The organism is Roseateles sp. P5_E11, from assembly GCF_054049355.1.
Genome location: NZ_JBFUMO010000023.1, coordinates 1 through 25,823 on the forward strand (window position 1 = coordinate 1; position 25,823 = coordinate 25,823).

Sequence of the window (25,823 nt, forward strand, 5' to 3'; positions counted from 1 at the left end):
CGCTTGGGCAGCGGCCTCGTTGCCTGCATGCTAGTGAAGCGGCTACTGATGGCAAGCGACCTTTTGCCGCAACTTGTGGTTACTGAACACTTGACCAATAATCGCCGACATGCCCCGMCCCAGCCAGGATCAGGACCAGGCCCTGCTCGCCGCCGGCGCCGCCCTCTACCCGGGGCTCGGCTGCGCGGGTCTGTCGGTGCGCCGCGTGGCCGAGGCGGCCGGCGTCAACCCGGCCATGGTCCACTACCACTTCGGCAGMAAGGACGCCTTCCTGCGCGCCTTGTTGCAGCGGCATTACGAGGAGATGTTCAGCGCGCTGTCGCTGACGAGTGCAGGCGACGGCGACGTCATGGAGCGCCTGGCCGCCGCGCTGCTGGGCGTGGCGCGCTTCGTCCGCGAGCACCGGCCGCTGATCGCGCGCGTCTGGGCTGATGCGCAAGCCGGTCAGGCCGTGGCCCAGGATTTTCTTCGCGCGAATGCACCGCGACACCTGGGTGTGTTGCTTGCCCTGCTGCAGGAGGCGCAGGCGCGCGACTGCCTGCCGCGGCAGCCGCTGCTGACACGCTTTTCCTTCCTGATGGGCGCAGTCGTTGCGCCGCTGATCCTGGTCGGCGGCATGAAATCCATCGATGTTGTCCCCCCCGCGCTGCTGGCCGCGGTGGACGACGAAGTGCTGTCGGATGCGGCCTTGCAACGGCGCATCGAATGGGCGCTGCTCGGCCTGGCCAGCGGCGTCTGAGGAGTCGACATGAAACGAATCCTTCCCTTGCTCGCCGTGATGCTGGTCGGCTGCGGCGACAAGCCGCCCGAGGGCTGGACGGGTTATGCCGAGGCCGAATTGGTCTATATCGCGCCGCCGGTGGCAGGTCGGCTGGCAACGCTGGCCGTGCGCTCCGGTGAGGCTGTCGCCACCGGCCAGGCGCTGTTCGAGCTGGATGCGACACCCGAGCTCGCCGCCGACGCCGAGGCCAGCGCACGCGCCAGAAGCGCGCAGGCCCAGGCACTGAACGCCGACAAGGGCCGGCGCGGCCCCGAGCTGGCCGTCACGAAGGCTCAACTCGACCAGGCCCGCGCCGCCGAACGCCTGGCCAGCATCGACCTGACGCGCCAGCAGGAGTTGTTAGGCCGGGGCTTCGTCGCCCAGGCTCGCGTCGACGACGCCGCGACGGTGCTGGCCCAGGCCCGTGCTCGCGTGATGGAGCTGGACGCCGCGTTGCAAGTGGGCCGGCTGCCGGCGCGGGATGACGAGCGCAATGCCGCCCGCGCTCTGGCCGACGCAGCCCAGAGCAGCCGCGCGCAGACGGCCTGGCGCGTCGAGCAGAAGCGCCAGAGCGCACCCATGCCGGCGCGCGTGCAGGACGTCTTCCTGCGTCCCGGCGAGTGGGTGGCCGCTGGCCAACCCGTGCTGGCCCTGCTGCCGCCGGCCAACCGCAAGGCGCGCTTCTACGTGCCGCAGTCGGCGGTCGGCGGCTTGAAGCTGGATGCGCCGGTGAACTTGCGCTGCGACGGCTGTGGCGCAGCCATTGCGGCGCGCATCAGCTTCATCGCCGCCGGCCCGGAGTACACGCCGCCAGTCATCTACTCCAACCAGCAGCGCGACAAACTCGTCTTCCTTGTCGAGGCGCGGCCGGTGAAGGCCGAGGACGCGGAGCGCTTGCATCCGGGGCAGCCGTTGGATGTCACGCCATGACGGCGCCGAGCGCAGGGCCGCCCCAAGCCGGCACGCATCCCCTCGGGGGATCGGGCGCGGTACACCGCGACCGAGGGGCCAGCGACCTCGAGCTGGCCATTGATGTCCGGGGGCTGAGCAAGTCCTACGGCAACCGCAAGGTGGTCGACAACGTCGACATGCAGGTCGCCACCGGCCGCATCGTCGGTTTCCTCGGCCCGAATGGCAGCGGCAAGACGACGTCCTTGCGCATGCTGTGCGGGCTGCTGACGCCCGATGCTGGCGAAGGGAAAGTGCTGGGCCTGGACTTCCGCCGCCAGGCCGCCGAGGTCAAGCGCCAGGTCGGCTACATGACGCAGAAGTTCGGCCTCTACGAAGACCTGTCGATCCGCGAGAACCTGGACTTCATCGCACGCCTGTTCTCGATGGAGAACCGCCACGAGGCCGTCGATGCGGCGCTGCAGCGGCTCGGGCTCAAGACCCGCGAGAAGCAACTCGCCGGCGCGCTGTCCGGCGGCTGGAAGCAGCGCCTGGCCCTGGCCGCCTGCCTGCTGCACAAACCTCGCCTGTTGCTGCTGGATGAACCCACGGCCGGCGTCGACCCCAAGGCGCGGCGCGAGTTCTGGGACCAGATCCACCAGCTCGCTCAGGAAGGCATCACCGTGCTCGTGTCCACCCACTACATGGACGAAGCCGAGCGCTGCGACGAGCTGGTCTATATCGCCTATGGCCGCGTGCTGGCGCGCGGCACGGCGGCATCCGTCGTGCAGGAGGCGGGCGCCAAGGATCTCGAAGACGCCTTCGTCAAGCTCGTCGGCCAGGCCACCGACAACTATTCGGAAGCGCACTGATGCAGTCCCTGGCCCGCATCGTCGCCATCGCGCTGAAGGAAGTGCAGCAGATGCTGCGCGACAAGCTCACCTTCGCGATGGCGGTGGGCGTGCCCATCATGCAACTGGTGCTGTTCGGCTACGCGATCAACACCGACCCCAAGGGCCTGCCCACGGCCGTCGTCTCGCAGGACACCAGCCCCATGGCGCACAGCCTGGTCGCGGCGCTGCAGACGAGTGGCTATTTCCACGTCGTCGAGAGCGGCATCGCGGAGTCGCGCGGGGACGCGCTGCTGCAGCGCGGCGACATCCAGTTCCTCGTCGTCGTACCGGACGACTTCGGCGCCCGCGTCGTGCGCGGCGAGAAACCGGCCGTGCTGATCGCGGCCGACGCGACCGACCCGTCGGCCGGCGGCAACGCCATCGCCGCGCTGAGCCAACTCGGCCAGACGGCGCTGAACCGCGACCTGCGCGGTGCCCTGGCCTCGCGGGCCCCGCAGCCCCTGCCCTTCGAGGTGCGCATCCAGCGCCGCTACAACCCCGAAGGCCTGTCGCGCTACAACATCGTGCCCGGGTTGGTCGGCACCATCCTGACGATGACCATGGTCATGCTGACGGCGCTGGCCATGACGCGAGAACGCGAGCGCGGCACGATGGAGAACCTGCTGGCCACGCCGGTGCGGCCCTTCGAGGTGATGGCCGGCAAGATCCTGCCCTATATCGTGCTGGGCTATGTGCAGCTGGGCGTCATCCTCGGCGCGGCCTTTGCGCTCTTCAACGTGCCCATGGTGGGCAGCGTGACGCTGCTGCTGGCCATGATCGGCGTCTTCATGCTGGCCAACCTGGGGGTGGGCTTCACCTTCTCGACGCTGGCGCAGAACCAGCTGCAGGCCCTGCAGCTGACTTTCTTCTTCTTCCTGCCGTCCATGCTGCTGTCGGGCTTCATGTTTCCTTTTCGCGGCATGCCGCAATGGGCGCAATACCTGGGCGAGGTGCTGCCGCTGACCCACTTCCTGCGCATCGTGCGCGGCGTCATGCTCAAGGGCTCGGGCGCAGCCGAGCTGCTGCCGGAGTTGTGGCCCATGCTGGCCTTTCTGGCCGCGGCGGGTGGCATCGCATTGCTGCGCTACCGGCAGACTCTCGACTGATCAATAGACGGGATCCGGCAGCTTTTCCTTGGCCACGACGCGCTGCGTTGCCGCCCGCTCGAACACCCGCTTCAGATAGGCGCCCAAAGCCGGCCGCGTCTTGGCCGGGTTGGCCTGCATGCGCGTCCAGCGGCACAGCATGAAGGCCAGCGGGTCGATGGCCGTGAATTGGTCACCCAGGAACCAGTCGCCGCCATGGCGGGCCAGCTCGGCATCCATCTGGTCCAGCATGGGCGCGATCTGCGCCTCGGCACGGGCCTTCACCTCGTCGGCGTTGGCGGCCATGCGGTCGGGGTAGTAGTAATGGATCAGCATGGCCTGCAGCGTGTTGGTCAGCCAGACCATCCACTTGTAGTACTGGGCCCGCTCGGCGGTGCCGGGCGCTGGCGCAAAGCCGGAGTGGCAGTCGGCCAGATGCATCAGGATGGCGGCCGTCTCGTAGAGCACGAGATCACCGTCGACCAGCACGGGGATCACGCCGTTCGGGTTGAGCTTCAGATAGGCCGGCGACTTGTGCTCGTTGTTGGCACGGTCCACCTGGCGCAGCGTGTAGGGAATGCCCATTTCCTCAAGCAGGAGATGGGGCGCGAAGCTCGCGTTGCTGGGGTAGTAAAACAGTTCGATCATGGCGGTGCGACAGGCTGGGAACAGGAAGCGGTGAACTTTACGTGGCCGCAATGCCACCGCAGTGCACCCGCGCGACGCTGACGGCGTTGGCAATCCACCCCTGACTTCGGGTTGAAGACGATGAAGACTCTGCTCCATTCCTCTGCTGCGGCCCTGCTGGCGCTGACCGCTGTTCTGGCCGCACCGGCCGCCCACGCCGACGTGCGCGTTCGCGCCAACATCGGCATGGTGTTCGACAACCGCTACCACCACGACCACTACTACCCCGCGCCCGGCTATGTGGCACCCCACGTGCCCTACGGCTCGGTCATGATCGGCGCCGGCCCGGGGCGCTACTGGTTCCATGGCGGTGTCTGGTATCAGCCCTATGGCCCGCGCTACCGCGTCGTGCTGCCACCGGTCGGCGTGGTCATTCCGCTGCTGCCACCGGCCTATGTCACGCTGACGCTGGGCGGCCTGCCCTACTACTACGCCAACGGCGTCTACTACCGGCCGGTGCCGGAAGGCTACGTCGTCACGACACCGCCGCCCGAAGCCGCCACGGCCCAGGTGATGCCGGCACCTGCGGCCCCGGCGCCGAGGCCCGAACCCATCGTCTATCCGCGCAACGGCCAGTCGCCCGAGCAGCTGGAAAACGACCGCCGCGACTGCAACCGCTGGGCGACGACTCAGCCGAACGCGCAGGCCGACAGCAGCGTGTTCAACCGCGCCATCGAAGCCTGCATGGACGGCCGCGGCTACACGATGAAGTAACGCCTCTCTGGGGCCGAGCGCCGGGCCGCTCCCAAGCCGGCCCGTCAGGCGATGTGCTCGCGGCTCAACGCCGCGAGCATCGCCGTCCCCTAGGGGGACCGACCAGGCGCGTCCGCGTTCAGCGAGACGCGACTGGGCGAGGGACGCCCGTACCTCACGGCGGTCATCTCGGCCAGGATGCTGAGCGCAATCTCCGGCGGCGTGCGCGCACCGATGTCCAGGCCCACGGGGCCATGCAGGCGATCCAGCTCCGCATCGGTCAGCCCGAAATGCTCGCCCAGCCGCGCACGGCGCTTGGCCTGGTTGACGCGCGAGCCGATGGCGCCCACATAGAAGGCCGCGCCCTTGAGCGCCTCCATCAGCGCGAGGTCGTCCAGCTTGGGATCGTGCGTCAGCGCGACGATGGCCGTGGCGCCGTCGGGCTTGAAGGCGATGACGACGTCGTCGGGCATGTCGCGCGTCAACGTGACGCCAGGGATGGCGAAACCATCGGCGTACTCGGCGCGCGGGTCGCAGACGGTGACGCCATAGCCCAGTGCCAGCGCCATTTGGGCGAGGTAGTCGGTCATCTGGCCGGCGCCGATGACGAGCAAGCGCCATTGCGGGCCATGGTGGCTGACGAGCTGGGTGTCGGTCAGCGTCAAGGTGTCGGCACCCGGCTCGGCGTCGGCCAGCGTGGCGATGCCCGTTGCCAGGTCCAGCGTGCGGCGCACGCGCTCGCCGCGCTCCAGCCGTGCCAGCAACGCGTCGACACCCGACTGCGGCCCCAGTGGCTCCAGCATCAGCTCCAGCGTGCCGCCGCAGGGCAGGCCGAAGCGGCGCGCCTCCTCGGCGCCAACGCCGTAACGCAACGGCGTCGGCCGGGCCAACTTCAAGCTGCCCGCACGCAATTGGGCGACCAGGTCGTCCTCGATGCAACCGCCGGACACCGAGCCGGCGATCAGCCCGTCGTCGCGAACGGCCACCAGCGACCCGACCGGCCGCGGCGCCGAGCCCCAGGTGCGCGTGATCGTGCCCAGCACGACGCCACGTGCCTCGGCCCGCCACGCGGCGGCCGTGCGCAAAACGCTGAGATCGAGGTTGTCCATGTCTTTGTTGGCGAGGCCGGCCGCCACCATACCGCGAGCCGCGCCGGCTTGCAGCGACCATGACCTGCGGCCACACGCGGGCCGCTTCCTACACTGGCCCACTCTCGTTGAAAGTCCCTCATGAAGAAAGCCTTTCTCGCTGCCCTCCTCTTTGCCAGTTTGGCCAGCCTGGCCGGCTCGGCCCTCGCCCAGCTGCCGGTCCAGGCCCAGCCCGACCACGCCAAGCTGCTGGCCAGCAGCGACCCCAAGCTGGCGGCCAACAAGCGCCTGGTCTACAACTTCTGGCGCGAAGTCTTCGAGGGCGGGCACATGGAGCTGGCGGACCGCTACCTGGCCGAGTCCTATATCCAGCACAACCCGGAGGTGCCCACCGGGCGCGCCGGCTTTGTCGACGTGTTCTCCAAGGTCGCCACGCCCAAGCCCATCGAGGCCCGCGTCAAGGCGCCGCTGGTTGCCATCGTGGCCGAGCGCGATCTGGTGATCCTCAGCTTCGTCAGCGAGCTGCCCGACCCCAAGGACGCCACCAAGACCTACACGACCACCTGGTTCGACATGTTCCGCATCGAGAACGGCAAGATCGCCGAGCACTGGGACCCCGACACCAAGCACTGACACCCGCCCGGCAGCTGACTGCTCATCTATAGGGGTTTGCGCAGCCCCTGCCTGCCCGACGGCAGGCGACGATAGCCTCGCGACGGCCACCCAGGCCGCACCGAGGRGACATCGAGATGGGCATTCCTATCAAGCTGGCAGTAAACGGGCGGACGGTGAGCCGCGAGGTCGCGCCCGACCAGTTGCTGGTGCAATTTCTGCGCGAAGACCTGGCACTGACCGGCACCCATGTCGGCTGCGACACCGCGCAATGCGGCGCCTGCACCGTCCACTTGAACGGCCGGGCGGTGAAGTCCTGCAGCATGCTGGCCGTGCAGGCCGACGGCGCGGCGGTAACCACCATCGAAGGCCTGACTGGCGCCGACGGCGTCTTGCATCCCATGCAGGCCGCTTTCAAGGAATGCCACGGTCTGCAATGCGGCTTCTGTACGCCGGGCATGGTCGTGAGCGCCATCGACCTCGTGCAGTACCATGACTGTTCCAGCGAGACCGCCATCCGTGAGGGGCTGGAGGGCAATCTCTGCCGCTGCACGGGCTATCAGAACATCGTGCGCGCCGTGCAGGTCGGCGCAAGCTCGATGGGCTTGGGGGCGGACCGCCCGAGCGCAGCGAGTAGCTCGGCCCCCAACTGATCAGGAGGTGACCATGAACGCACCCAAGGAAGGCTTCATCGGCCAGAGCATCAAGCGCCGCGAGGACGCGCGCTTCCTGACCGGCCGCGGCCAGTACACCGACGACATCGTGCTGCCTCGCCAGACGTTCGGCGTGTTTGTGCGCAGCAACTATGCCCATGCGCGGCTCAGGCGCGTGGACACGGCCGCGGCGCTGGCCGCCGAGGGGGTGCTGGGCGTCTACACCGGCGAGCACTTCCGCGATGTCGGCGGCCTGCCCTGCGGCTGGCTCATCAACAGCATCGACGGCACGCCGATGAAGGAGCCCAAGCATCCCATCCTGGCGGACGGCAAGGTGCGCTACGTGGGCGATGCACTGGCCCTGGTCGTGGCCGAGACCCTGGCCGAGGCCAAGGCCGCGGCAGCGCTGGTCGAGGTGGATTACGACGAGTTGCCCGCCGTTGCCGACACGGCCACCGCGGCCGGCCACGCGGGCACGGTGCATGACGAAGCCGCGGACAACCGCTGCTACACCTGGGGCTGCGGCGACAAGGCCGCGACCGACGCGGCTTTTGTCAACGCGCCGCACATCACCAAGCTCCAGTTCCGCAACAACCGCCTCATCCCCAACGCCATCGAGCCACGCGCCGCCAACGCCAGTTACGACCCCAGCAGCGATCACTACACGCTGTACGTCGCCAACCAGAACCCGCATGTCGAGCGCCTGCTGATGTGCGCCTTCGTGCTCGGCATTCCCGAGCACAAGCTGCGCGTCGTGGCGCCCGACGTGGGCGGCGGCTTCGGCTCCAAGATCTTCCTGTACGCCGAGGAGACGGCGCTGGTCTGGGCCAGCAAGCAGCTGGGCCGGCCGATCAAGTGGACGGCCGAGCGCAGCGAAAGCTTTTTGTCCGACGCCCATGGCCGCGACCACGTGACGACGGCCGAGCTGGCGACCGACAGCAACGGTGCCTTCCTGGCCATGCGCGTGCACACGACGGCCAACCTCGGCGCCTACCTGTCGACCTTCGCCTCCTGCGTGCCGACCATCCTGTACGCGACGCTGCTGGCCGGCCAGTACACGACGCCCAGGATCTACGCCGAGGTCACCGGCGTGTTCACCAACACCGCGCCGGTGGACGCCTACCGCGGTGCCGGCCGGCCCGAGGCAACCTATGTCGTCGAGCGGCTGGTGGAAACGGCCGCGCACGAGCTCGGCATCGATCCCGCCGAGATCCGCCGCCGCAACTTCATCAAGGAGTTTCCCTACGCGACGCCAGTCGGTCTGACCTATGACATCGGCGACTACGACGCCACGCTCACACAAGTGCAGCAGCTCGCCGACGTGGCGGGCTTCGCGGCCCGCAAGGCCGTCAGCGAGGCCAAGGGGCTGAAGCGCGGCATCGGTTACTCGACCTATATCGAAGCCTGTGGTCTGGCGCCGTCCAACGTCGCCGGGGCGCTCGGCGCGCGCGCCGGCCTGTTCGAGGCCGCCGAGGTGCGCGTGCATCCAACCGGCAAGGTCACTGTCTTCACGGGCAGCCACTCGCATGGCCAGGGCCATGAGACGACCTTCGCGCAGGTCGTGGCCGACCGCCTCGGCATTCCGCTGGAAGACATCGACATCCAGCACGGCGACACCGGCAAGGTGCTGTTCGGCATGGGCACCTATGGCAGCCGGTCCCTCGCCGTGGGCGGCGCAGCCATCGTCAAGGCGGTGGACAAGGTCATCGCCAAGGGCAGGAAGATCGCCGCCCATCTGCTGGAGGCGGGCGAGGGCGACATCGAGTTCAAGGACGGCGAGTACCGCATCGCCGGCACCGACCGCGCCATCCCCTTCGCCCAGGTGTCGCTGACGGCCTACGTGCCGCACAACTACCCGCTCGACAAGCTGGAACCCGGCCTCAACGAGAACGCCTTCTACGACCCGAGCAACTTCACCTATCCGGCTGGCAGCTATGTCTGCGAAGTGGAGGTGGACCCCGCCACCGGCGTCGTGCGCATAGCCCGCTTCAGCGCGGTGGACGACTTCGGCAACATCGTCAATCCGATGATCGTCGAAGGCCAGGTGCATGGCGGCTTGGCGCAGGGCATCGGCCAGGCGCTGCTGGAGCATGGCGTCTACGACCCGGAATCGGGTCAGCTGCTCACGGGCAGCTACATGGACTACGCGATGCCGCGCGCCGACGACCTGCCGAGCTTCACCGTGCAGACGGCCAAGGGCACGCCCTGCACGCACAACCCGCTGGGCGTGAAAGGCTGCGGCGAAGCCGGCGCGATCGGCTCGCCGGCCGCCGTGATGAACGCGATCTGCGACGCCATCGGCGTCAAGGACCTGGCCATGCCGGCCACGCCGTGCACGGTCTGGACGGCGCTGCAATCGGCCAAGGCCTGAGGAGATGACGATGAACTACCAAGCCGCATCCTCCGTCGCCGCCGCCCGCCTGGGCGCGGAAGACAAATTCCTGGCCGGTGGCCAGTCCCTGCTCGGCGCCATCAAGCTCGGCCTGGCCGCGCCCGCAGGCCTGGTCGACGTGCGCCGCCTGCCCGAGTTGCAGGGCATCACGGTCGATGCCAAGACCGTGCGCATCGGCGCCGCGACGACGCACGCGACGGTCGCCGCCTCAAGCGACGTGCAGCGCGCCATCCCCGCGCTGGCCGACCTGGCCGGCCGCATCGGCGACCGCCAGGTGCGCAACGTCGGCACGCTGGGCGGCAGCCTGGCCAACAACGACCCCGCCGCCTGCTACCCGGCCGCCGTACTGGGCTTGGGCGCCACCATCCACACCAGCAGCCGCCAGATCGCCGCCGACGACTTCTTCCAGGGCCTGTTCACGACGGCGCTGCAGGACGGCGAGCTGATCACCGCCGTCAGCTTCCCCATCCCGAAGGCGGCCGCCTGGCAGAAGTTCAAGCAGCCGGCCTCGCGCTTCTCGCTGGTGGGCGTGTTCGTGGCGCGCCTGGACGGCGGCGTGCGCGTGGCGGTCACCGGCGCTGGGCCGGGTGTGTTCCGCTGCAGCGAGATGGAGACGGCTCTCGGCCGCGACTGGAGCGCGGCCGCGGCACGTGCGGTCAGGGTCAGCGCCGATGGGCTGAACAGCGATCTGCACGGCACGGCGGCCTATCGTGCGGCGCTGATCCCGGAGCTGGCCGCGCGGGCCATCGCAGCGGCTTAGCTCGCGGTCTTTTCGCTCTCCTGCGCCGCCACCACCGCCTCGCGCCACAGCCGCGAGGGAATGAAGGTGCGCAACTGCTCCATGGCCTTGTCGATCAGGGCCGGGTGCAGGCCATGGTCGAGATGGGGCAGCAGATCGGCTGTCACATCGGCGCCGAGGTCGACCAGGGACTGGGCTGCGTCCACCAGGTGGCGGTAGGGGAAGCGCTGGTCCGCCAGCCCATGCAGCAAGTGCACGCAGACGTCCTGCGGCGCGTGCTCGGGCCGGGCGATGTAGCCGCCGGCAAAGGCCAGGACGCGGCCGACGAGTTCGGGTTCAGCCTGCACGGCCTCCAGCGCCAGCAACGCGCCGTCGCCAACACCGGCCAGCGCAACGCGCTGCCAGGGAAGATCCAGTTTGCGGGCCTCCAGGCGCAGGCGCTCGATCAGATGGGGCAGCGCAGCGCTGACGCCCTCGGCGCCGGGCGCAGCGTCCAGCCACCAGCGGCAGCGGCCCTCGGCGTCGCGCAGGGGCGGGTGCAGATTGAGCGTCAGCGCGTTGGGATATTGGGCATGCAGGGCYGCGGCCAGCGGTGCGAGGGTGTCGGGGCCATCGGGGGCGATGCCGCTGTCAGGGAGCAGGGCGAACAGCAGGCCGGGCGCTGTTGCATCTTGAGGGAGGCTCATGCCTGTATTTTCGGTCCTGCCCGCTATCCTGCGCTGCTGTTTTGATGTTTCGCCCCACCCGGGCCCGCCTTGATGGAACTGAAAGTAAACGGCCAGGCCCMGACCCTGCCGGAGGCCACCAGCGATCCGGCGATGCCGCTGCTTTGGGCGCTGCGTGACGGCCTGAACCTGACCGGCACCAAGTTCGGCTGCGGCATCGCGGCCTGCGGCGCCTGCACGGTGCATGTCGACGGCCAGGCCGTGCGCTCCTGCGTGACGCCGGTGGGCGCCGTGACCGGCAAGGCCATCACGACCATCGAAGGACTCGCCAGCAAAGACCATCCCCATGCATTGCAGCTCGCCTGGCTGGCCGAGCAGGTGCCGCAATGCGGCTACTGCCAGAGCGGCATGCTGATGGCCGCCGCGGCGCTGCTGGCCAAGAACCAGGCCCCCAGCGACGCCGACATCGACGCGGCGATGACCAACCTCTGCCGCTGCGGCACCTACCCGCGCGTGCGCGCCGCGATCAAGCAAGCGGCCAGACAGATGAAGGCCAAGCCATGAGGCGGGCCGAGCGCTGGGCCGCTCCCGAGCCGGCCCGCATCCCCTCGGGGGCTGAGGCCCGACTTCGCCAGCCCGGTGGGCTGGCGATGCCTGCCGAAGAGCTGCGGCACCGACCGCAGCGCGGCCTGCAAGGCCGACCGATGTACCCATCGGGCGAGGGGCCGACATGAAGCGACGGACGCTGCTCTTGACCGGGGCTGGCGCGTTGGGGGCGCTGATCGTCGGCTGGGGCTTCATGCCGCCACGCTCACGCCTGGGCAACGCCCACACGCTGCCGCCGGTCGAAGGCGAGGTCGGGCTGAATGGCTGGATCAAGATCGCCGCCGATGGCACGGTGCTGCTGGCCATGAACCGCAGCGAGATGGGCCAGGGCGTGCATACCGCACTGGCGCAGCTGGTGGCCGAAGAGCTCGACGTGCCGCTGCACGCGGTGCGCCTGACGCCAGCCGGCCATGACGCCATCTACGGCAATATCGCCACCTCCCTGGGCAATATCCCGTTCGGCCCACGCGACCACGAGCGCCGCGCCTTCAGGTTCTCGTCCTGGGTCACGGCCAAGGTCGCACGCGAGCTCGGGTTGAACCTGACGGGTGGCTCCTCGACCGTCGCCGACGCCTGGGATGCACTGCGCCTGGCGGCCGCCACGGCGCGCGCCCAGTTGCTGGGCGCCGCGGCGCTGAAGCACAAGCTGCCGGTGGCCGAGCTGTCGGTCAAGGCCGGCGTCATCCACCATGCCAGCGGCGCGCTCAGCCACTATGGCGAGCTCGCCACCCAGGCGGCGCTGACGCCGCCTGGTGACGTGGCGCTGAAGCCGCGCAGCCAGTGGACGCAGATCGGCCAGGCCCTGCCGCGCCTGGACCTGGCCGCCAAGGTGGACGGCAGTGCGCGCTTCGGCCTGGACGTGCGCGAGCATGGCCAGGTCTTCGCCGCCATTCGCCACTGCCCCATGCTGGGCGGCGGCCTGGGGCCGGCCAACGTCGACGCGGTGCGTGCGCGGCCCGGCGTGCTGCGCGTCGTGGCCCTCGGCCCCATCGCGGGCTCCACGGCGGCCTATGCCGTCGTCGCCCGCACGACCTGGCATGCCCTGGAGGCCGCCAAGGCGCTTGACGTTCAATGGCAGCCGCCACCGAACGGCAGGCTGGATTCCAGGGCCATCCTCGCGTCGCTGGAGAGTGAGGCGCGCCGCGCCCACGAAGCCGGCGATGGCTTCGCCTTCCTGAAGCAGGGCGACGTGAAAGCCGCGCTGGCCGGGGCAACGACGAAGGTGGAGGCTATCTACAGCGCGCCTCATCTCGCTCACGCCACCATGGAGCCGATGAACTGCACGGTCCAAGTGCTGGACGGCCACGTCAGCGTCTGGGCGCCGACCCAGGTGCCGGGCTTTGCGCGCGACGTCGCTGCGCGCGTGGCCGGCGTGGCGCCGGAAGCGGTGACGGTGCACGTGACCTATCTCGGCGGCGGTTTCGGCCGGCGGCTGGAGGTGGACTTCATAGCCCAGGCCGTGCGCGTCGCGCTGGAGATGGGCGGGCTGCCGGTGCAGCTGGTCTGGTCGCGCGAGGAGGACATGACGCACGACTTCTATCGCCCCGCCGAGGTGGCCGTGCTGCAGGGCGGGCTGGACGCCCAAGGCCGCCCTGTGGCGCTGGCCATCACCAATGCCGCGGACGCCCTGCTGCCGCGCTGGGCCGAGCGCGTCATGCCCGGGCTGGCGCCGACGCTGGACGTGCTGAACCGCAACGCCTTCCCCGATGGCCGCGCGCCGGCCGCCCTCTTCAAGCGCGGCGACGCGCCCGACAAGACGGCTTCTGAGGGCCTGTTCGACGTGGCCTATGCCATCCCCAACACGCGCGTCGCCCACCAGGCCACGCACAGCGGCGTGCCGGTCGGCATGTGGCGCGCCGTGGGTCATTCCCACCACGCCTTCTTCAAGGAAAGCTTCATCGACGAGATGGCCCACGCCGCCAAGGCCGATCCGGTGGCCTTTCGCCTGGCGCTGCTGGAGGGCCTGCCGCGCCACCAGGCCGTGCTCCGGCGCGCGGCCGAGGCGGCCGGCTGGGGGCAGCCACTGCCAACGGGCGTGGCGCGTGGTGTGGCCGTGCACGAGAGCTTTGGCAGCGTCGTGGCCCAGGTCGTGGAAGTGACGCGGAACCAGGGGCCCAGCGTGAAGCGGGTCGTCTGCGCCGTCGACTGCGGCACTGTCGTCAACCCCAGCATCGTCGTGCGCCAGATGGAGAGCTGCATCGTCTTCGGGCTTACAGCCGCGCTGTGGGGACGCATCGACATCGTGGGCGGCGAGGTGCAGCAGAAGAGCTTCCCCGACCACCCGCTGATGACGCTGGCCCAATGCCCTGTCATCGAGACCCATCTGATGCCCAGCGACGGCCTGCCCAGCGGCGTCGGCGAGCCTGGCTTGCCGCCGGTTGCGCCAGCCCTGGCCAATGCCTGGTTCGCGCTGACGGGCGAGCGCCGGCGCAGCCTGCCGCTGCGGGCCTGAGGGCAGCCGACCCCTTGTTCACGGGGTGTCGACGCAGCTGACAGTCGTGCTCTCCGTCGCGCGAAGCGGCCGCTTGCCGCCCAGGAAGAATGGGCAATGGCGCGAAGTTTGCGTGCCATAGATCATTTCTTCTTTCGAGGGCGGCGCCATGAGAACTCTTCAGCATCTGCTTGCCACCGCCCTCCTCGCAGGCACCGCGTTTGCCCAGGCCGCACCCGTCTACTGGACCGACTGGCAAAGCAGCAATCCCAACGCCGCCGGCTTCGAGGGCTATGGCGTCATCACGACGACCACCGCCACGGTCAACGTGACCTATACCAACCGCCAGGGCGTCGGTTTCTACGACACCGGCAGCGGCTTCGACTATTGGGCCTACGGCACGTCCTACACCAGCAGCGCCGTCGACAACCGGCCTACCGGCTCTGACCAGATCGCACTGGCGGCTGCCGGCTCACAGACGCTKCACTTCTCCCAGGCCATCGCCAATCCGGTGTTTGCCTTCATCAGCCTGAACGGCAACGGCTACGGCTTCGACCAGGACTTCGACATCCTCAGCGTCGGCTGCGGCTACTGGGGTTGCGGCAATGTCACCAAGAACGTCATCGACCACGGCGGCGGCGTGTTCGAGTACCAGCTTATCGGCAGCGGCGAGCCCCACGGCGCCATCCGCTTCAAGGGCAGCTTCGACACCGTCACCTGGAACAGCCTGACCAACGAGTACTGGAATGGCTTCACGGTTGGCGTGCAGGGTACGGCGGTCGAGGTCTTCGGCCTGCCCGAGCCCACGGGCCTGGCGCTGACCAGCCTGGTACTGGTCGTCGCGGTCGGCGCGCGCCGTCGCCGCAGCTGAACCCACAGTCCTCCATGAAAAACGGCGGCCCGCGGGCCGCCGTTTTGCTTTGGGCCCGCGGTATTCCGGGCCGAGCGCCGGGCCTGCCATTGGCCAGAGGCCAATGGCCTTCCGWAGGCACAAGCAGTCCGCAGGGACTGCTTGTGTCCGGCTCCAGTTCACCRAGCCGGCCCGTCTGACGATGTGCTTGCCGGTCGATCCGGCAAGCATCGCCGTCCTCCAGGGGGACCGGGCGAGGGGCTCACACTTTTATCGAGAACGGGTTGAAGTTGGTGCCGCGGTCGTAATGGTCCTCGCCCTCGGCGCGCTTCAGGAAGGCGACGACTTTGGCCGTCAACGGGTACATGACGGCCTCCCAGATGGTCTTGAACAGGTACTGCGTGACGATGACGGCGAAAAGCTGGTCGTTGGGCCAGATGCCGTAGAAGGCGATCAGGAAGAAGACACCCGTGTCGACCAGTTGGCCCACCACCGTGGAGCCGACGATGCGTGCCCACAGCATGCGGCCCTGCGTCGCGATCTTCATCTTGGCCAGCACGAAGCTGTTGGCAAAGCTGCCGCAGGCAAAGGCGATCATCGAACCCGCGACGATGCGCCAGGTGTTGCCGAACACGGCGTCAAGATGCGGCTGGTAGGCCACCATGAAGTCGTTCTGCGCCGGCGGCAGGTTGACGACGACAAAGGCCATGAAGGCCGAGAACACCAGGGCGCCAAAGCCGGCCCAGACGACGCGGCGGTCGCGGCCGTAGCCGTAGACCTCGGTCAGGATGTCGCCAAAGATGTAGCTGATCGGGAAGAAGAACAGGTCGGCGCCGAAGGTGACCGTGCCGATGACCGGCAAGGTCAGCTGGGCCGCCTTGGCCGCGCCGATCAGGTTGGAGCACAGCAGCACGCAGACGAAGGCCGCCATGATCAAGTCGTAGTACTTGAAGCTGCGGGGCGCTGATGGGGTCATGGGGCTCCTCCTGTTGGAGGCGGCATTGTCAGTGCGGGCTGGTCAGGCGCAAGAGTGTCTGATGCAGCTTGGGCGTGTCGATCGGCTTGGTCAGGAAGTCGTTCATGCCGGCGGCGAAGGCATCGTCGCGCTCCGAGATCAGGGCCGCCGCCGTCAGCGCAACGATGGGCAGCTCGGCGGCCGAGAAGTGCTTGCGCAGTTCGCGGGTGGCGTCGTGCCCGCCCATGACGGGCATCTGCACGTCCATCAGCACGATGTCGAAGGGCTTGCCGACGCTGGCCGCGGCCAGCACGGCCTCGATGGCCTGGCGGCCGTCGCTGGCCTGGGCGACCTCCATGCCCCATTGCTCCAGCTGAGCCACGGCGATCAGCATGTTGACCGGGTGGTCCTCGGCGATCAGCACGCGCCGGCCGTGCAGGGCCTCATGGGTCGCGCTCTGGGCACGCGTCTCGCGCGGCTGGTGGGCCATGGGCGCCGGCGCGGCGGGCAGGGGCAGTTCGGCCCAGAAGGCCGAGCCCTCGCCCGGGGCGCTGTTGACGCCGACTTCGCCGCCCATCAGCATGGCGAGTTCGCGGCAGATGGACAGGCCCAGGCCGGTGCCACCGAAGCGCCGCGTCGTCGACTCGTCGGCCTGGGTGAAGGGCTGGAAGAGCCGGCCCTGCTGTTCGGTCGCGATGCCGGGGCCGGTGTCGCGCACCTCGATGTGCACCCACTCGCCGGCGCTGCCGCGCGCGTTGGCGGGCAGGGCCTTGACGCTGACCGTGACGCCGCCGGTCTCGGTGAACTTCAGCGCATTGGTCAGGTAGTTGGACAGGATCTGGCGCGTGCGCAGCGGGTCGCCGAAGACCCAGCTCGGCAGGGCTGGGTCGATCTCGACGGCGAAGGTCAGGCCGCGCGCCTGGGCCAGCGTGAGGTAGGCCAGGCGGATGGAGGCGAGCAGCTCGCGCAGCGAGAAGGGCTGGCTCTCCAGCGTCAGCCGCCCGGCCTCGATCTTGGACAGGTCCAGGATGTCGGAGATCAGCCCGGACAGGCTTTCGGCGCTGTCCATCATCTGGTTGAGATAGTCGCGCCGCTGCTGGTCGGAGAGGTCGGGCTGCTGGGCCAGGCGGCCCAGGCCGAGCAGGCCGTTGAGCGGCGTGCGGATCTCATGGCTGGTGTTGGCCAGGAAGGCGCTCTTGGCGCGGCTGGCGGCCTGGGCCTCGTCCTTGGCGTGGGCGAGCTGCTGCTCGACGCGGCGGCGCTCGGTGACGTCCTCGATGATCCAGATCGTGCCGCCGCGGCTCGGGTGGGCCGGGTCGACGGCCTGGGCGAGCAGGCGGGCCAGGAAGGTGGAGCCGTCGCGGCGGCGCATGATGCGCTCGGCCTCGACCTGCTGGCCGCCCGCGAGCTGCGGCCCGAGGTCGCGGCCCACGGCCTGCCACTCCTCGACGCCGGGCCAGACGACGCTGCCATGCTGGCCGATCAACGCGCCGCGCTCCCAGCCGAACATGGCCTCCACGCGCGGGTTGGCCAGCACGAACTGCTGGTCGCGCGTGAGGGCAATGCCGATGGACGCGTTCTCCAGGATGGCGCCATGCACGAGGCGGGTGCGCTCGCTCTCGCTCACGTCGCGCGCATACAGCACGAGGTAGTTCTGCCCGTCCATCTCGAAAGGCGCGACCGACACCAGCATGGAGACGGCGCTGCCGTCCTTGCGGCGGAAGCTGATGGGCACGTTGTTGGCGAGGCCGTCGCGGTGGATGGCCTCGCGGATGGCGGTGCGGTCGGCGGCGTTGTGCCAGATGCCGATGTCCTCGGCCGTGCGGCCCAGCACCTCGGAATTGCTCCAGCCGGTCAAGCTTTCGAAGGCCTTGTTGACCATCGCATAGCGGCCGCTCTCGGCCTCGGTCAGCGTGATGACGTCGGGGCTGGTGGCCACCAGGTGCGACAGCAGGCCCTCCGAGCGGCGCAGCGCGTCCTGGGCGCGGCTCTGCTCGGTCTGGTCGGTGAAGAAGGTCAGCGTGGCCGGACCCGAGGCAGTCTCGACACGCACGCTGGTGGCCTGCACCAGGCGGCGCCGCCGCGACAGCGTGCGCAGCCGGTACTCGGCCATGGGCTGCATCGCGCCCGGGGCCATGCCCTCCAGCCGTGCGGCCTGCTGGCGGGCGGTCTCGTCGTCACCAGGCTCGTAATGGCTGAACAGGTCCTGCCCGATCATGCTGGAGCGCTGTGCGTAGCCGAACATCGCCATGGCCGCCGGATTGGCGTCGACGACGCGGCCCCAGCGGTGCAGCACCAGCGGGCTGGGCGAGCGGCGAAACAACTCGCGGTAGCGCGTCTCGGTCGCCTGCACGGTCTGCTCGGCGGCCACTTCGCCCGTCACGTCACGGCCCACGCCCCAATAGCCGCGGAAATTGCCCTGCGCGTCAAAGCGCGGCTCGCCACTGATGGAGACCCAGCGCGCGCTGCCGTCCATGCCGACGCGTCGCGCCACCATGCCATGGAAGGGTCGGTGCGATTCGAGATCGGCGCGGTGAGCGTCGAGCTCGTCATCGGACAGGCCCATGCCGTCGATTTCCCACGGGGTCTTGCCCAGGCGGGAATTGAGGTCCAGGCCCGAGGTGCCGGGCCTTTCCTCGGCGACATGGGTGAAGCGGAACTCGCGGTCCATCTCCCAGTACCAGTCCACGGCCATGCCCAGCAGGCCGCGGAAACGCGCCGTGCGCTCGTCGGCCTCGGCCAGCGAGCGCTTGACCATCCTCAACAGGCCCAGGCCGGCCACCAGGCCCGAGCCCAGCAGGCCGAACTGCACGATGACACGCAGCACGAGGCTGGACGCCCCCATGGGATGCGTGACCCAGCCCAGTGCCTCGCCGGCGCCAAGGCCCGCCAGCGCGACGGCGCCCAGCAACGTCAGCACGGCGCCGGCAAAAAGGCCCAGCAATCCCGTGGCGAAGGCGACGACCAGACTCATCAGCGGCAGGCACAGCGACCACAGGCCCAGGTCGCGCGACACGGCAGCGGCCACCGGCAGGGCCAGTACCAGCGCCATCATGCCCAGCGTGATGAGAGGCTGTTCCTTGCGGCGCGGCGCGCGCGAGAGCACGACCAGGCGCAGCAGGGCCAGCACCGAAATCAGCAGCGCCAGCGCCACCGGCGGCCAGCCGTCCAGCCATTCACCGCGCTGGCGCGTGAGCCACAGCAGCGCGGCCACCGGCACGAAGACCGGGCCGCAAGCCATCAGGAAGACCAGCGAGGCCTGCCAGCGCATGCTGGTTTGCAATCGTTCCCGCTGCTGCTCGGGCGGTTCGGCGTGCCCGACGAGGCTGCTGAGTTCTTCGCCGGTCCGCACCATGTTCAGGCGAGCGCCAATCTGGTGGCTTCGGCCACGGCACGGGCGCGCTCGGCGAAATCGGCACCGCTGCTGGCGTAGAGGATGGCGCGCGAGGAGTTCACGACCAGCGGCGCACTGCGGCCCGCGGCCTGCACGACGGCCGCCGCATCGCCACCCTGTGCGCCAACGCCCGGCACCAGCAGCGGCAGCGTCGGTGCGAGCTCGCGCACACGGGCGATCTCGCCAGGGTAGGTGGCGCCCACGACAAGGCCGAGCTGGCCATTGCGGTTCCACTGCGTCTCGGCCAGATGGGCCAGATGCTCGAACAGCCGCGGCTGGCCGGACACGTCGGCCAGGCGCTGCATCTGCCAGTCGTCGCCACCCTTGTTGGAGGTGCGGCACAGCAGGATGGCGCCCTTGCCTTCGTAGGCGAGATAGGGTTCGACGGAATCGAAGCCCATGAAGGGCGACAGCGTGACGGCGTCGGCCTGGTAGCGCACGAAGGCCTCGCGGGCGTACTGCTCGGCGGTGGAGCCGATGTCGCCACGCTTGGCGTCGAGGATGACGGGCACGCCGGACGCGACCTCGTGGATGTGCGAGATGAGGCGCTCGAGCTGCYCCTCGGCGCCGTGGGCGGCGAAGTAGGCGATCTGCGGCTTGAAGGCACAGACGAGATCCTTGGTCGCGTCGACGATTGCCGCGCAGAAGTCATAGAACTTCGAGGCGTCGCCGGCCCAGGCGCCCGGCAGCTTGGACGGCTCGGGATCGAGGCCGACGCAAAGGCGCGATTGGGGAGTCAGGGCTTGGAGCTGGGCGACGAAGGTCATCAGTAGGCGGAAATGGGAAGGGTTCGGGCAAGGACGAATTCTGCAAAGGCCTCGGCCGGCAGCGGCCGGCTGAATAGATAGCCCTGCACGGCATGGCAGCCCTGGCGGCGCAGGAAGGCGAGCTGGCCCTCGGTCTCGACACCCTCGGCCAGGGTCTGCAGGCCCAGGGCGCCCGCCATGCGGATGACGGCGTCGACGATGGCGCGGTCTTCGGCGTCGTCGGTCAGGTCGCGCACGAAGGACTGGTCGATCTTGAGCTTGCTGACGCGGAACTTCTTCAGATAGCTCAGCGATGAGTAGCCGGTGCCGAAGTCGTCGATGGACAGATGCACGCCGCGGGCATGCAGTTCGTTCATGACGGTGATGGCGACGGCCGGGTTGTCCATGGCGGCGCCCTCCGTCAGCTCCAGCTCCAGGCGCCCGGCCGGCATGCCGACCTCGTCCAGCACGCGGCCAACGAGCTCGGGCAGGTCGTCATGGCGGAACTGCACGGCCGACAGGTTGACGGCCATCGTCAGCCCGGGCAGGCCGGCGGCATCCCAGCGACGCAGCTGCGACAGCGCTTCACGCAGCACCCATTCGCCGATCGGCAGGATCAGGCCTGAGGTCTCGGCCACCGGGATGAACTCGGCCGGCGAGACCCAGCCCAGCTCGGGATGGTTCCAGCGCAGCAGGGCTTCGGCGCCGACGATGGTGCTGTCGCCATCGGCATCCAGCGAGAACTGCGGCTGGTAATGCAGGCTGAGCTGGTTACGTTCCTGGGCGCGGCGCAGCGCGTTCTCCAACTGCAGGGCACGGGCCGACTGGGCCTGCATCTCGCTGGTGAAGAAGCGGTAGGCGTTGCGGCCGTCGCGCTTGGCGCGGTACATGGCCGCGTCGGCGCATTTGCACAGCGTGTCGAAGTCGTCGCCGTCGGTCGGGAACATCGCGATGCCCATGGACGGCGTGACGGTCAGCTCCTGCTGCTCGACGTGAAAGGGCGCGCTGGCCAGCGCCATCAGCTTGGTGGCCAGGTGGGCGGCGCCAGCGATGTCGGTCAGCGGCAGCACCAGCACGAACTCATCGCCACCCATGCGGGCCACGGTGTCCTGCTCGCGCACCGCGCCACGCAGCCGTGAGGCGAGCTGGGTCAGCAGGCTGTCGCCGACGCGGTGGCCGAGGGAGTCGTTGACGTTCTTGAAGTGGTCCAGGTCCAGGAAAAGCACGGCCAGCGGCTCGTCGCCGCGGCGCGCGATGTCGATGGCCTGGCTGGCGCGGTCGGCCAGCAGGTGGCGGTTGGGCAGGCCGGTCAGGCCGTCGAACAGGGCCAGGCGCTCGGCGCGTGCCTCCGCCGCCTGCTGCTCGGCAATCTTGAGCTCCAGGGCTGCGACGGTCTGGCTGAGCTGCTCGGTGCGCTGCACCACCAGGGCCTCAAGCTGGGCCTTGGCCTGCACCAGCTCCAGCTCGGCCTGCTTGCGGGCGGTGATGTCCTGGGTGATCCAGATCGAGCCGCGCGACAGGTCGCTGCGGTCAATGGCCTTGCTGCGCACCTCGCAGTAGATGGAGGTGCCGTCCTTGCGGGCGAGCAGCATCTCGGCGTGGAAGGCGTCGCCGCGCGCCAGCGGCGCGTAGCAGGCGTCGCCAGCGGCCTTCCAATCCTCGTCGGTCAGGTACCAGGCGCGCGACAACTGGCCGTCGAGCTCGCCCGGCGCATAGCCGAACAGTTGCTCGAAGGCGCGGTTGCAGCGCGTCACGCGGCGGCCGCGCAGGAAGACGATGCCGACCATGGCGTGGTCGAAGATGAGCTGCTGCTCGGCGTGCAGGTCCTGCAGCGTGGCATCGGCCAGCTTGCGCTCGTGGATGTCATCGACGATCCAGATCGAGCCATCGGCCGGATCGTCGGCATGGATGAGGCGGCCCGTCAGATGGGCCCAGAACAGCTCGCCGTTCTGGCGCCGCATCAACTGCTCGTCGCGGAAGGTTTCGCCGGCGGCCAGCACCGGGTAGGCCCGGGCGCCCAGGCTGCGGGCGTCCTGCTCGCTCTCGTACAACTCCAGGCTGCTGGTGCCAACGGCCGCATCCGGGCTGTCAAAACCGAAGATCTCGGCGTAGCGCTGGTTGCAGCGCACCAGGGTGCGCGCCTTCACGAAGACGACGCCGACGCCTGCGTTGGCCAGGATGACATCCAGTTCGCGCAAAGCCTGGCTGAGCGCGGGGTTGTCGCTGGAGTCGGGCGCGAAGCTCATGAACGGGCTATACGGCGGCAGGGGTCCGGTGGGCGGGCAGGAATTGGAGCATGACCGGTTATTGTCTGACCTCATGCATATCCTGGATACCGAACGCCTGTCGCTGCGTGAATTCACACCGCTAGACGCACCCTTCCTGCTCCGCCTGGTCAACGAACCGGGCTGGATCCGCAACATCAACAACCCCGGCGTGCGCACCGTCGACGACGCCCTGGCCTKGGCCGAAGGGCGGCTGTTCAAGGCCTACCGGGAGCTCGGCCACGGCTTCTGGGCGCTTGAGCGGCGCGCCGACGGCGTGCTCGTCGGCATGTGCGGCTTGTTCAAGCGCCCCGCCCTGCCCGAGCCCGACCTCGGCTATGCGCTGCTGGCCGAGCATGAAGGCAATGGCTATGCGCTGGAGGCGGCGCGGGCCTGCGTGGCGCATGCGAAGGCGGCGCTGGGCTGGCCGGTGCTGATGGCCATCACGGCCGTTGACAACACGCCCAGCGTGGCCCTGCTGGGCAAGCTGGGCTTCATCGAGCAGGGCCAGGAACAGCTCGAGGGCTACAACGATCTCTCGAGGGTGTTCCGCTTGGCTCTCTAGCCAGTTGGGGACAGAGCGGCTCGCTTGCGCTCGCTCGGTCTGTCCCGCAAAGCTTCCCTAATCAGTTGGGGACAGAGCTACTCGCTTGCGCTCGCTCGGTCTGTCCCGCAAAGCCATTAGATTCGCTTGGCCAGGTCTTGCGCCAGGCCGGTGTAGCTGCCCGGCGTCATCTTCAGCAGCCGCGCCTTCTCGGCCTTGGGCAGGTCCAGCCCTTCGATGAAGGCGCGGATGGATTCCTGCGTGATGGCCTTGCCGCGCGTCAGCTCCTTGAGTTGCTCATACGGGTTGGGCAGGCCAAAGCGGCGCATGACGGTCTGGATGGGCTCGGCCAGCACTTCCCAGGCGGCGTCCAGGTCATCGGCCAGTGCGGCCTCGTTCACTTCCAGCTTGCCCAGTCCCTTGGCCAGCGAGTCGTAGCCCAGCAGCGCGTAGCCCAGGCCGACGCCCATGTTGCGCAGCACGGTGGAGTCGGTCAGGTCGCGCTGCCAGCGGCTCACCGGCAGCTTCTGGCTCAGATGCGTCAGCACCGCGCTGGCGAGAMCGAAGTTGCCTTCCGCGTTCTCGAAGTCGATGGGGTTGACCTTGTGCGGCATCGTCGAGCTGCCGATCTCGCCGGCCTTGGTGCGCTGCTTGAAGTAGCCCAGCGAGATATAGCCCCAGACGTCGCGCGACCAGTCGATCAGGATGGTGTTGGCGCGCGTGAACGCGTCGAACAGCTCCGCCATGTAGTCGTGCGGCTCGATCTGGATCGTGTACGGGTTGAAGCTCAGTTTGAGCTGCTTCTCGATGACGGTCTTGGAGAAGGCCTCCCAGTCATGCTTGGGCCAGGCCGACAGATGGGCGTTGAAGTTGCCGACGGCGCCGTTCATCTTGGCCAGCGGCTTCACGGCCGCGATGCGGGCACGCGCCGTCAGCAGGCGGGCGACGACGTTGGCGATCTCCTTGCCGACCGTCGTCGGGCTGGCCGTCTGGCCGTGCGTGCGGGACAGCATCGGCACGGCGGCGAACTGGTGGGCCATCTTGCGCAGCGTGGCGACGATGCCGTCCAGCGCCGGCAGCATGACCTCATCGCGCGCCGCCTTCAGCATCAGCGCGTGGCTGGTGTTGTTGATGTCTTCGCTGGTGCAGGCGAAGTGCACGAACTCACTCGCCGCGAGCAATTCAGGCTGGCCCTCGAAGCTGCGCTTGATCCAGTACTCGACCGCCTTCACGTCGTGGTTGGTGGTGCGCTCGATGGCCTTGATCTCTTCGGCGTCGGCCTCGCTGAACTTCTTGACGAGGCGGCGCAGGCGCGAGCGGGCGGCGGACGACAGCGGCTTGAACTCCTTGAAGCCGGCGTCCGACAGCGCGATGAACCACTCCACCTCGACCTGCACGCGGCGGTGCATCAGGCCGTACTCGGACAGCAGCGGGCGCAGGGCGGCCACCTTGGCGGCATAGCGGCCATCCAGCGGCGAGAGGGCGCTGATGGCGGAGTATTCGGACGTTGTCATGGCGGGCCGGCGGATCGTGGAAAACCCGCGATTCTAGTTTTTGGGAGCTGCGGGGCCTTCGGCCTTGAAGAAGGCGATGCGCTCGCTGTCGCCAGGGTGCGAGCTGAAGGCGATGGCCAGAGGGCTCTCGGCACCGCCATACTTTTCGCGGATGCGTTCGAAGAAGACAGCGATGCGCGCCGGGTCGACGCCGCCCCGGCGGGCCAGTTCGCGGGCAAAGGCGTCGGCCTCGCGCTCGTAGTCGCGTGAGTAGCCTTTGGTGACCAACGCGAGGGGCAGACCATTGAGCAGGCTGGAATAGTCGCCCAGCCACAGCGCCGTGACGGCGGCCGTGACGCCCGCGCGCAAGCCCATGCGCAGGCCGTGGCGGTGCCTGACATGGCCGGCCTCGTGGGCGAGGATGCTCAGCACCGCGTCGGGCTCGTCCTTCAGCAGTTCGAGGAGTTCGTCGGTCACGCACATTTGCTCGCCGGGCAGCGCAAAGGCATTGGGTCCCAGCGCAGGGGTGGTGCGCCGGAAATGCAGCTGCCAGTGCTCAGGCAGGTCGCGCATGCCGGTGGCGCGCGCCGTGGTCAGCATGCGCTCGAAGCGCTGGCGCCAGGCCTGCTGCTCTGCCTCGCTGAGCTGGGTGGGTCGCACCATCTGCCTGTCGATCAGCGCCATGGCCTGCTCGCCGATTGGCTGCTCGGCGCTGAGGGGCACGCGCTCGACGAGGCGGTCGCTGGCCCAGGGCAGGCCCCAGCGCCAACCAGCAGCGAGCAGCACCGTGAGCAAGCCCAGAGACATCAGCGCCAGATGCCAGCTGAGTTGCCAGCGCGCGACGAGGCCCGGCAGTTGGCCGACGCTGTCGGCCCAGGCGTCGAAGGCGGCGGCATCGGGGAAGCTGATCACACCCGCGCCGCGCAGCAGGATCTGCCTTTGGCCATGGCGCATCCGCTCGGGCCATTGCACCTGATCCAGCGGGGTGGCGCGGTCGCCGAAGCGCAGCGCGCCGTTGTGGAGGCTCACCTCGACGGGCTGGGCCATGCCGCATTGGCCGTCGAACCAACGACCGGTGATGAAAGTCGATGCGCTCATGTCAGAGCCCCACGTCCATGCCGAAGAAATCTCCCGCCACCTCGCCGCTGGCGTCGGTGCGCTCAGTCCCGGCAGGCGCCACCCATGTGGCCGGGTCCGTGCTGCTCTCGATGCTCACGGACTCCAGCCGTAGCCGCATGGTGGCGATGACGGCGAAGGGCCGGTACAGGCCCAGCGTGGCGACGATCAGCAGCCAGTTCTTCAGCGTCAGCCCCCTCAGGCCGGAGAGTTCGCTGCGAAAGCGCAGGGACGCGCTGTGGGTATTGCCCCAGACGAGGTTCTGGATG

22 protein-coding genes and 1 pseudogene are annotated in these 25,823 nt (G+C 68.9%); 13 read left to right on the plus strand and 10 right to left on the minus strand.

Features of this window, described 5'->3' with window-relative positions; translation table 11 throughout:
- Nucleotides 1-109: 109 nt before the first annotated feature.
- The 4 genes and pseudogenes from ACXJKR_RS03460 to ACXJKR_RS03475 all read left to right on the plus strand — a co-directional run bounded on the left by ACXJKR_RS03460 (nt 110) and on the right by ACXJKR_RS03475 (nt 3,647).
- Nucleotides 110-739, plus strand: coding sequence for a TetR/AcrR family transcriptional regulator (locus tag ACXJKR_RS03460; RefSeq protein WP_457320760.1), 630 nt, complete (start codon nt 110-112; stop codon nt 737-739).
- Nucleotides 740-748: 9 nt separating this feature from the next.
- Entirely contained in the window at nt 749-1,690 is a 942-nt protein-coding gene (locus tag ACXJKR_RS03465; protein ID WP_457320762.1) for an HlyD family secretion protein, read from the plus strand.
- Nucleotides 1,687-2,439 (plus strand): annotated as a pseudogene (ccmA, locus tag ACXJKR_RS03470) (heme ABC exporter ATP-binding protein CcmA); the annotation flags it as partial. The gene ACXJKR_RS03465 and the pseudogene ccmA, both read left to right, overlap by 4 nt.
- Before the next feature lie 80 nt (nt 2,440-2,519).
- Nucleotides 2,520-3,647 (plus strand): ABC transporter permease, encoded by a 1,128-nt coding sequence (locus ACXJKR_RS03475; RefSeq protein ID WP_457320763.1) that lies wholly within the window; start codon nt 2,520-2,522, stop codon nt 3,645-3,647.
- On the opposite strand, the gene ACXJKR_RS03480 is transcribed toward ACXJKR_RS03475, so the two are convergent.
- The gene (locus tag ACXJKR_RS03480) at nt 3,648-4,274 is read right to left on the minus strand and encodes a glutathione S-transferase family protein (protein WP_457320765.1); all 627 of its coding nucleotides are present in this window, start codon (nt 4,272-4,274) and stop codon (nt 3,648-3,650) included.
- Between the two features lie 120 nt (nt 4,275-4,394).
- Between ACXJKR_RS03480 and ACXJKR_RS03485 the strand changes: the two genes are divergently transcribed.
- Nucleotides 4,395-5,027, plus strand: coding sequence for a DUF6515 family protein (locus ACXJKR_RS03485; RefSeq protein ID WP_457320767.1), 633 nt, complete (start codon nt 4,395-4,397; stop codon nt 5,025-5,027).
- A gap of 89 nt (nt 5,028-5,116) precedes the next feature.
- Here ACXJKR_RS03485 and ACXJKR_RS03490 read toward each other — a convergent pair whose 3' ends face one another.
- A complete protein-coding gene (locus ACXJKR_RS03490) occupies nt 5,117-6,115 on the minus strand; it encodes an XdhC family protein (protein ID WP_056200158.1) in 999 nt (332 codons plus the stop codon).
- A gap of 120 nt (nt 6,116-6,235) precedes the next feature.
- On the opposite strand from ACXJKR_RS03490, the gene ACXJKR_RS03495 reads away from it, so the two are divergent.
- From ACXJKR_RS03495 to ACXJKR_RS03510, 4 genes are all read left to right on the plus strand, one after another.
- On the plus strand, nt 6,236-6,727 hold the full coding sequence (locus tag ACXJKR_RS03495) for a nuclear transport factor 2 family protein (RefSeq protein ID WP_457320769.1): 492 nt from the start codon (nt 6,236-6,238) through the stop codon (nt 6,725-6,727).
- A 116-nt stretch (nt 6,728-6,843) separates the two neighbouring features.
- Nucleotides 6,844-7,359 carry a (2Fe-2S)-binding protein gene (locus ACXJKR_RS03500; protein WP_457320771.1) on the plus strand — a complete coding sequence of 172 codons (516 nt, stop codon included), beginning with the start codon at nt 6,844-6,846 and terminating at the stop codon, nt 7,357-7,359.
- Nucleotides 7,360-7,372: 13 nt separating this feature from the next.
- Nucleotides 7,373-9,730, plus strand: coding sequence for a xanthine dehydrogenase family protein molybdopterin-binding subunit (locus tag ACXJKR_RS03505; protein ID WP_457320773.1), 2,358 nt, complete (start codon nt 7,373-7,375; stop codon nt 9,728-9,730).
- A 10-nt stretch (nt 9,731-9,740) separates the two neighbouring features.
- Nucleotides 9,741-10,511, plus strand: a complete 771-nt coding sequence (locus ACXJKR_RS03510) for an FAD binding domain-containing protein (RefSeq protein ID WP_457320774.1) — start codon at nt 9,741-9,743, stop codon at nt 10,509-10,511.
- On the opposite strand, the gene ACXJKR_RS03515 is transcribed toward ACXJKR_RS03510, so the two are convergent.
- Nucleotides 10,508-11,176: an esterase gene (locus ACXJKR_RS03515; protein WP_457320776.1), complete on the minus strand. Its 669-nt coding sequence runs from the start codon at nt 11,174-11,176 to the stop codon at nt 10,508-10,510. The genes ACXJKR_RS03510 and ACXJKR_RS03515 overlap by 4 nt on opposite strands.
- Nucleotides 11,177-11,248: 72 nt before the next feature.
- On the opposite strand from ACXJKR_RS03515, the gene ACXJKR_RS03520 reads away from it, so the two are divergent.
- The 3 genes from ACXJKR_RS03520 to ACXJKR_RS03530 all read left to right on the plus strand — a co-directional run bounded on the left by ACXJKR_RS03520 (nt 11,249) and on the right by ACXJKR_RS03530 (nt 15,063).
- On the plus strand, nt 11,249-11,719 hold the full coding sequence (locus ACXJKR_RS03520; protein WP_457320778.1) for a (2Fe-2S)-binding protein: 471 nt from the start codon (nt 11,249-11,251) through the stop codon (nt 11,717-11,719).
- A 166-nt stretch (nt 11,720-11,885) separates the two neighbouring features.
- Nucleotides 11,886-14,213, plus strand: coding sequence for a molybdopterin cofactor-binding domain-containing protein (locus ACXJKR_RS03525; protein ID WP_457320779.1), 2,328 nt, complete (start codon nt 11,886-11,888; stop codon nt 14,211-14,213).
- A gap of 148 nt (nt 14,214-14,361) precedes the next feature.
- The gene (locus tag ACXJKR_RS03530; protein ID WP_457320781.1) at nt 14,362-15,063 is read left to right on the plus strand and encodes a PEP-CTERM sorting domain-containing protein; all 702 of its coding nucleotides are present in this window, start codon (nt 14,362-14,364) and stop codon (nt 15,061-15,063) included.
- A gap of 241 nt (nt 15,064-15,304) precedes the next feature.
- Here ACXJKR_RS03530 and ACXJKR_RS03535 read toward each other — a convergent pair whose 3' ends face one another.
- Genes ACXJKR_RS03535 through ACXJKR_RS03550 form a run of 4 tightly spaced genes read right to left on the minus strand, consistent with a single transcriptional unit; the run spans nt 15,305 to nt 22,383 of the window.
- Nucleotides 15,305-16,018: a queuosine precursor transporter gene (locus ACXJKR_RS03535; protein ID WP_457320783.1), complete on the minus strand. Its 714-nt coding sequence runs from the start codon at nt 16,016-16,018 to the stop codon at nt 15,305-15,307.
- A gap of 28 nt (nt 16,019-16,046) precedes the next feature.
- Complete coding sequence (locus ACXJKR_RS03540) at nt 16,047-19,352, minus strand: PAS domain S-box protein (RefSeq protein WP_457320785.1); 3,306 nt, start codon at nt 19,350-19,352, stop codon at nt 16,047-16,049.
- Nucleotides 19,353-19,354: 2 nt separating this feature from the next.
- Entirely contained in the window at nt 19,355-20,158 is an 804-nt protein-coding gene (pyrF, locus tag ACXJKR_RS03545; protein WP_457320787.1) for an orotidine-5'-phosphate decarboxylase, read from the minus strand.
- Nucleotides 20,158-22,383 (minus strand): putative bifunctional diguanylate cyclase/phosphodiesterase, encoded by a 2,226-nt coding sequence (locus tag ACXJKR_RS03550; protein ID WP_056200193.1) that lies wholly within the window; start codon nt 22,381-22,383, stop codon nt 20,158-20,160. Before ACXJKR_RS03550 ends, pyrF begins: the two co-directional genes overlap by 1 nt.
- A 73-nt stretch (nt 22,384-22,456) precedes the next feature.
- Here ACXJKR_RS03550 and ACXJKR_RS03555 point away from each other — a divergent pair, with 73 nt between their 5' ends.
- The gene (locus ACXJKR_RS03555) at nt 22,457-22,966 is read left to right on the plus strand and encodes a GNAT family N-acetyltransferase (RefSeq protein WP_457320788.1); all 510 of its coding nucleotides are present in this window, start codon (nt 22,457-22,459) and stop codon (nt 22,964-22,966) included.
- Nucleotides 22,967-23,082: 116 nt separating this feature from the next.
- On the opposite strand, the gene purB is transcribed toward ACXJKR_RS03555, so the two are convergent.
- The 3 genes from purB to ACXJKR_RS03570 form a co-directional block, all read right to left on the minus strand.
- Nucleotides 23,083-24,459 carry an adenylosuccinate lyase gene (purB, locus tag ACXJKR_RS03560; protein WP_457320790.1) on the minus strand — a complete coding sequence of 459 codons (1,377 nt, stop codon included), beginning with the start codon at nt 24,457-24,459 and terminating at the stop codon, nt 23,083-23,085.
- A gap of 33 nt (nt 24,460-24,492) precedes the next feature.
- Nucleotides 24,493-25,536 (minus strand): M48 family metallopeptidase, encoded by a 1,044-nt coding sequence (locus tag ACXJKR_RS03565; RefSeq protein WP_457320792.1) that lies wholly within the window; start codon nt 25,534-25,536, stop codon nt 24,493-24,495.
- 1 nt (nt 25,537) lies between these two features.
- On the minus strand, nt 25,538-25,823 hold a 286-nt coding region (locus ACXJKR_RS03570), incomplete at its 5' end, for a DUF898 family protein (protein ID WP_457320794.1).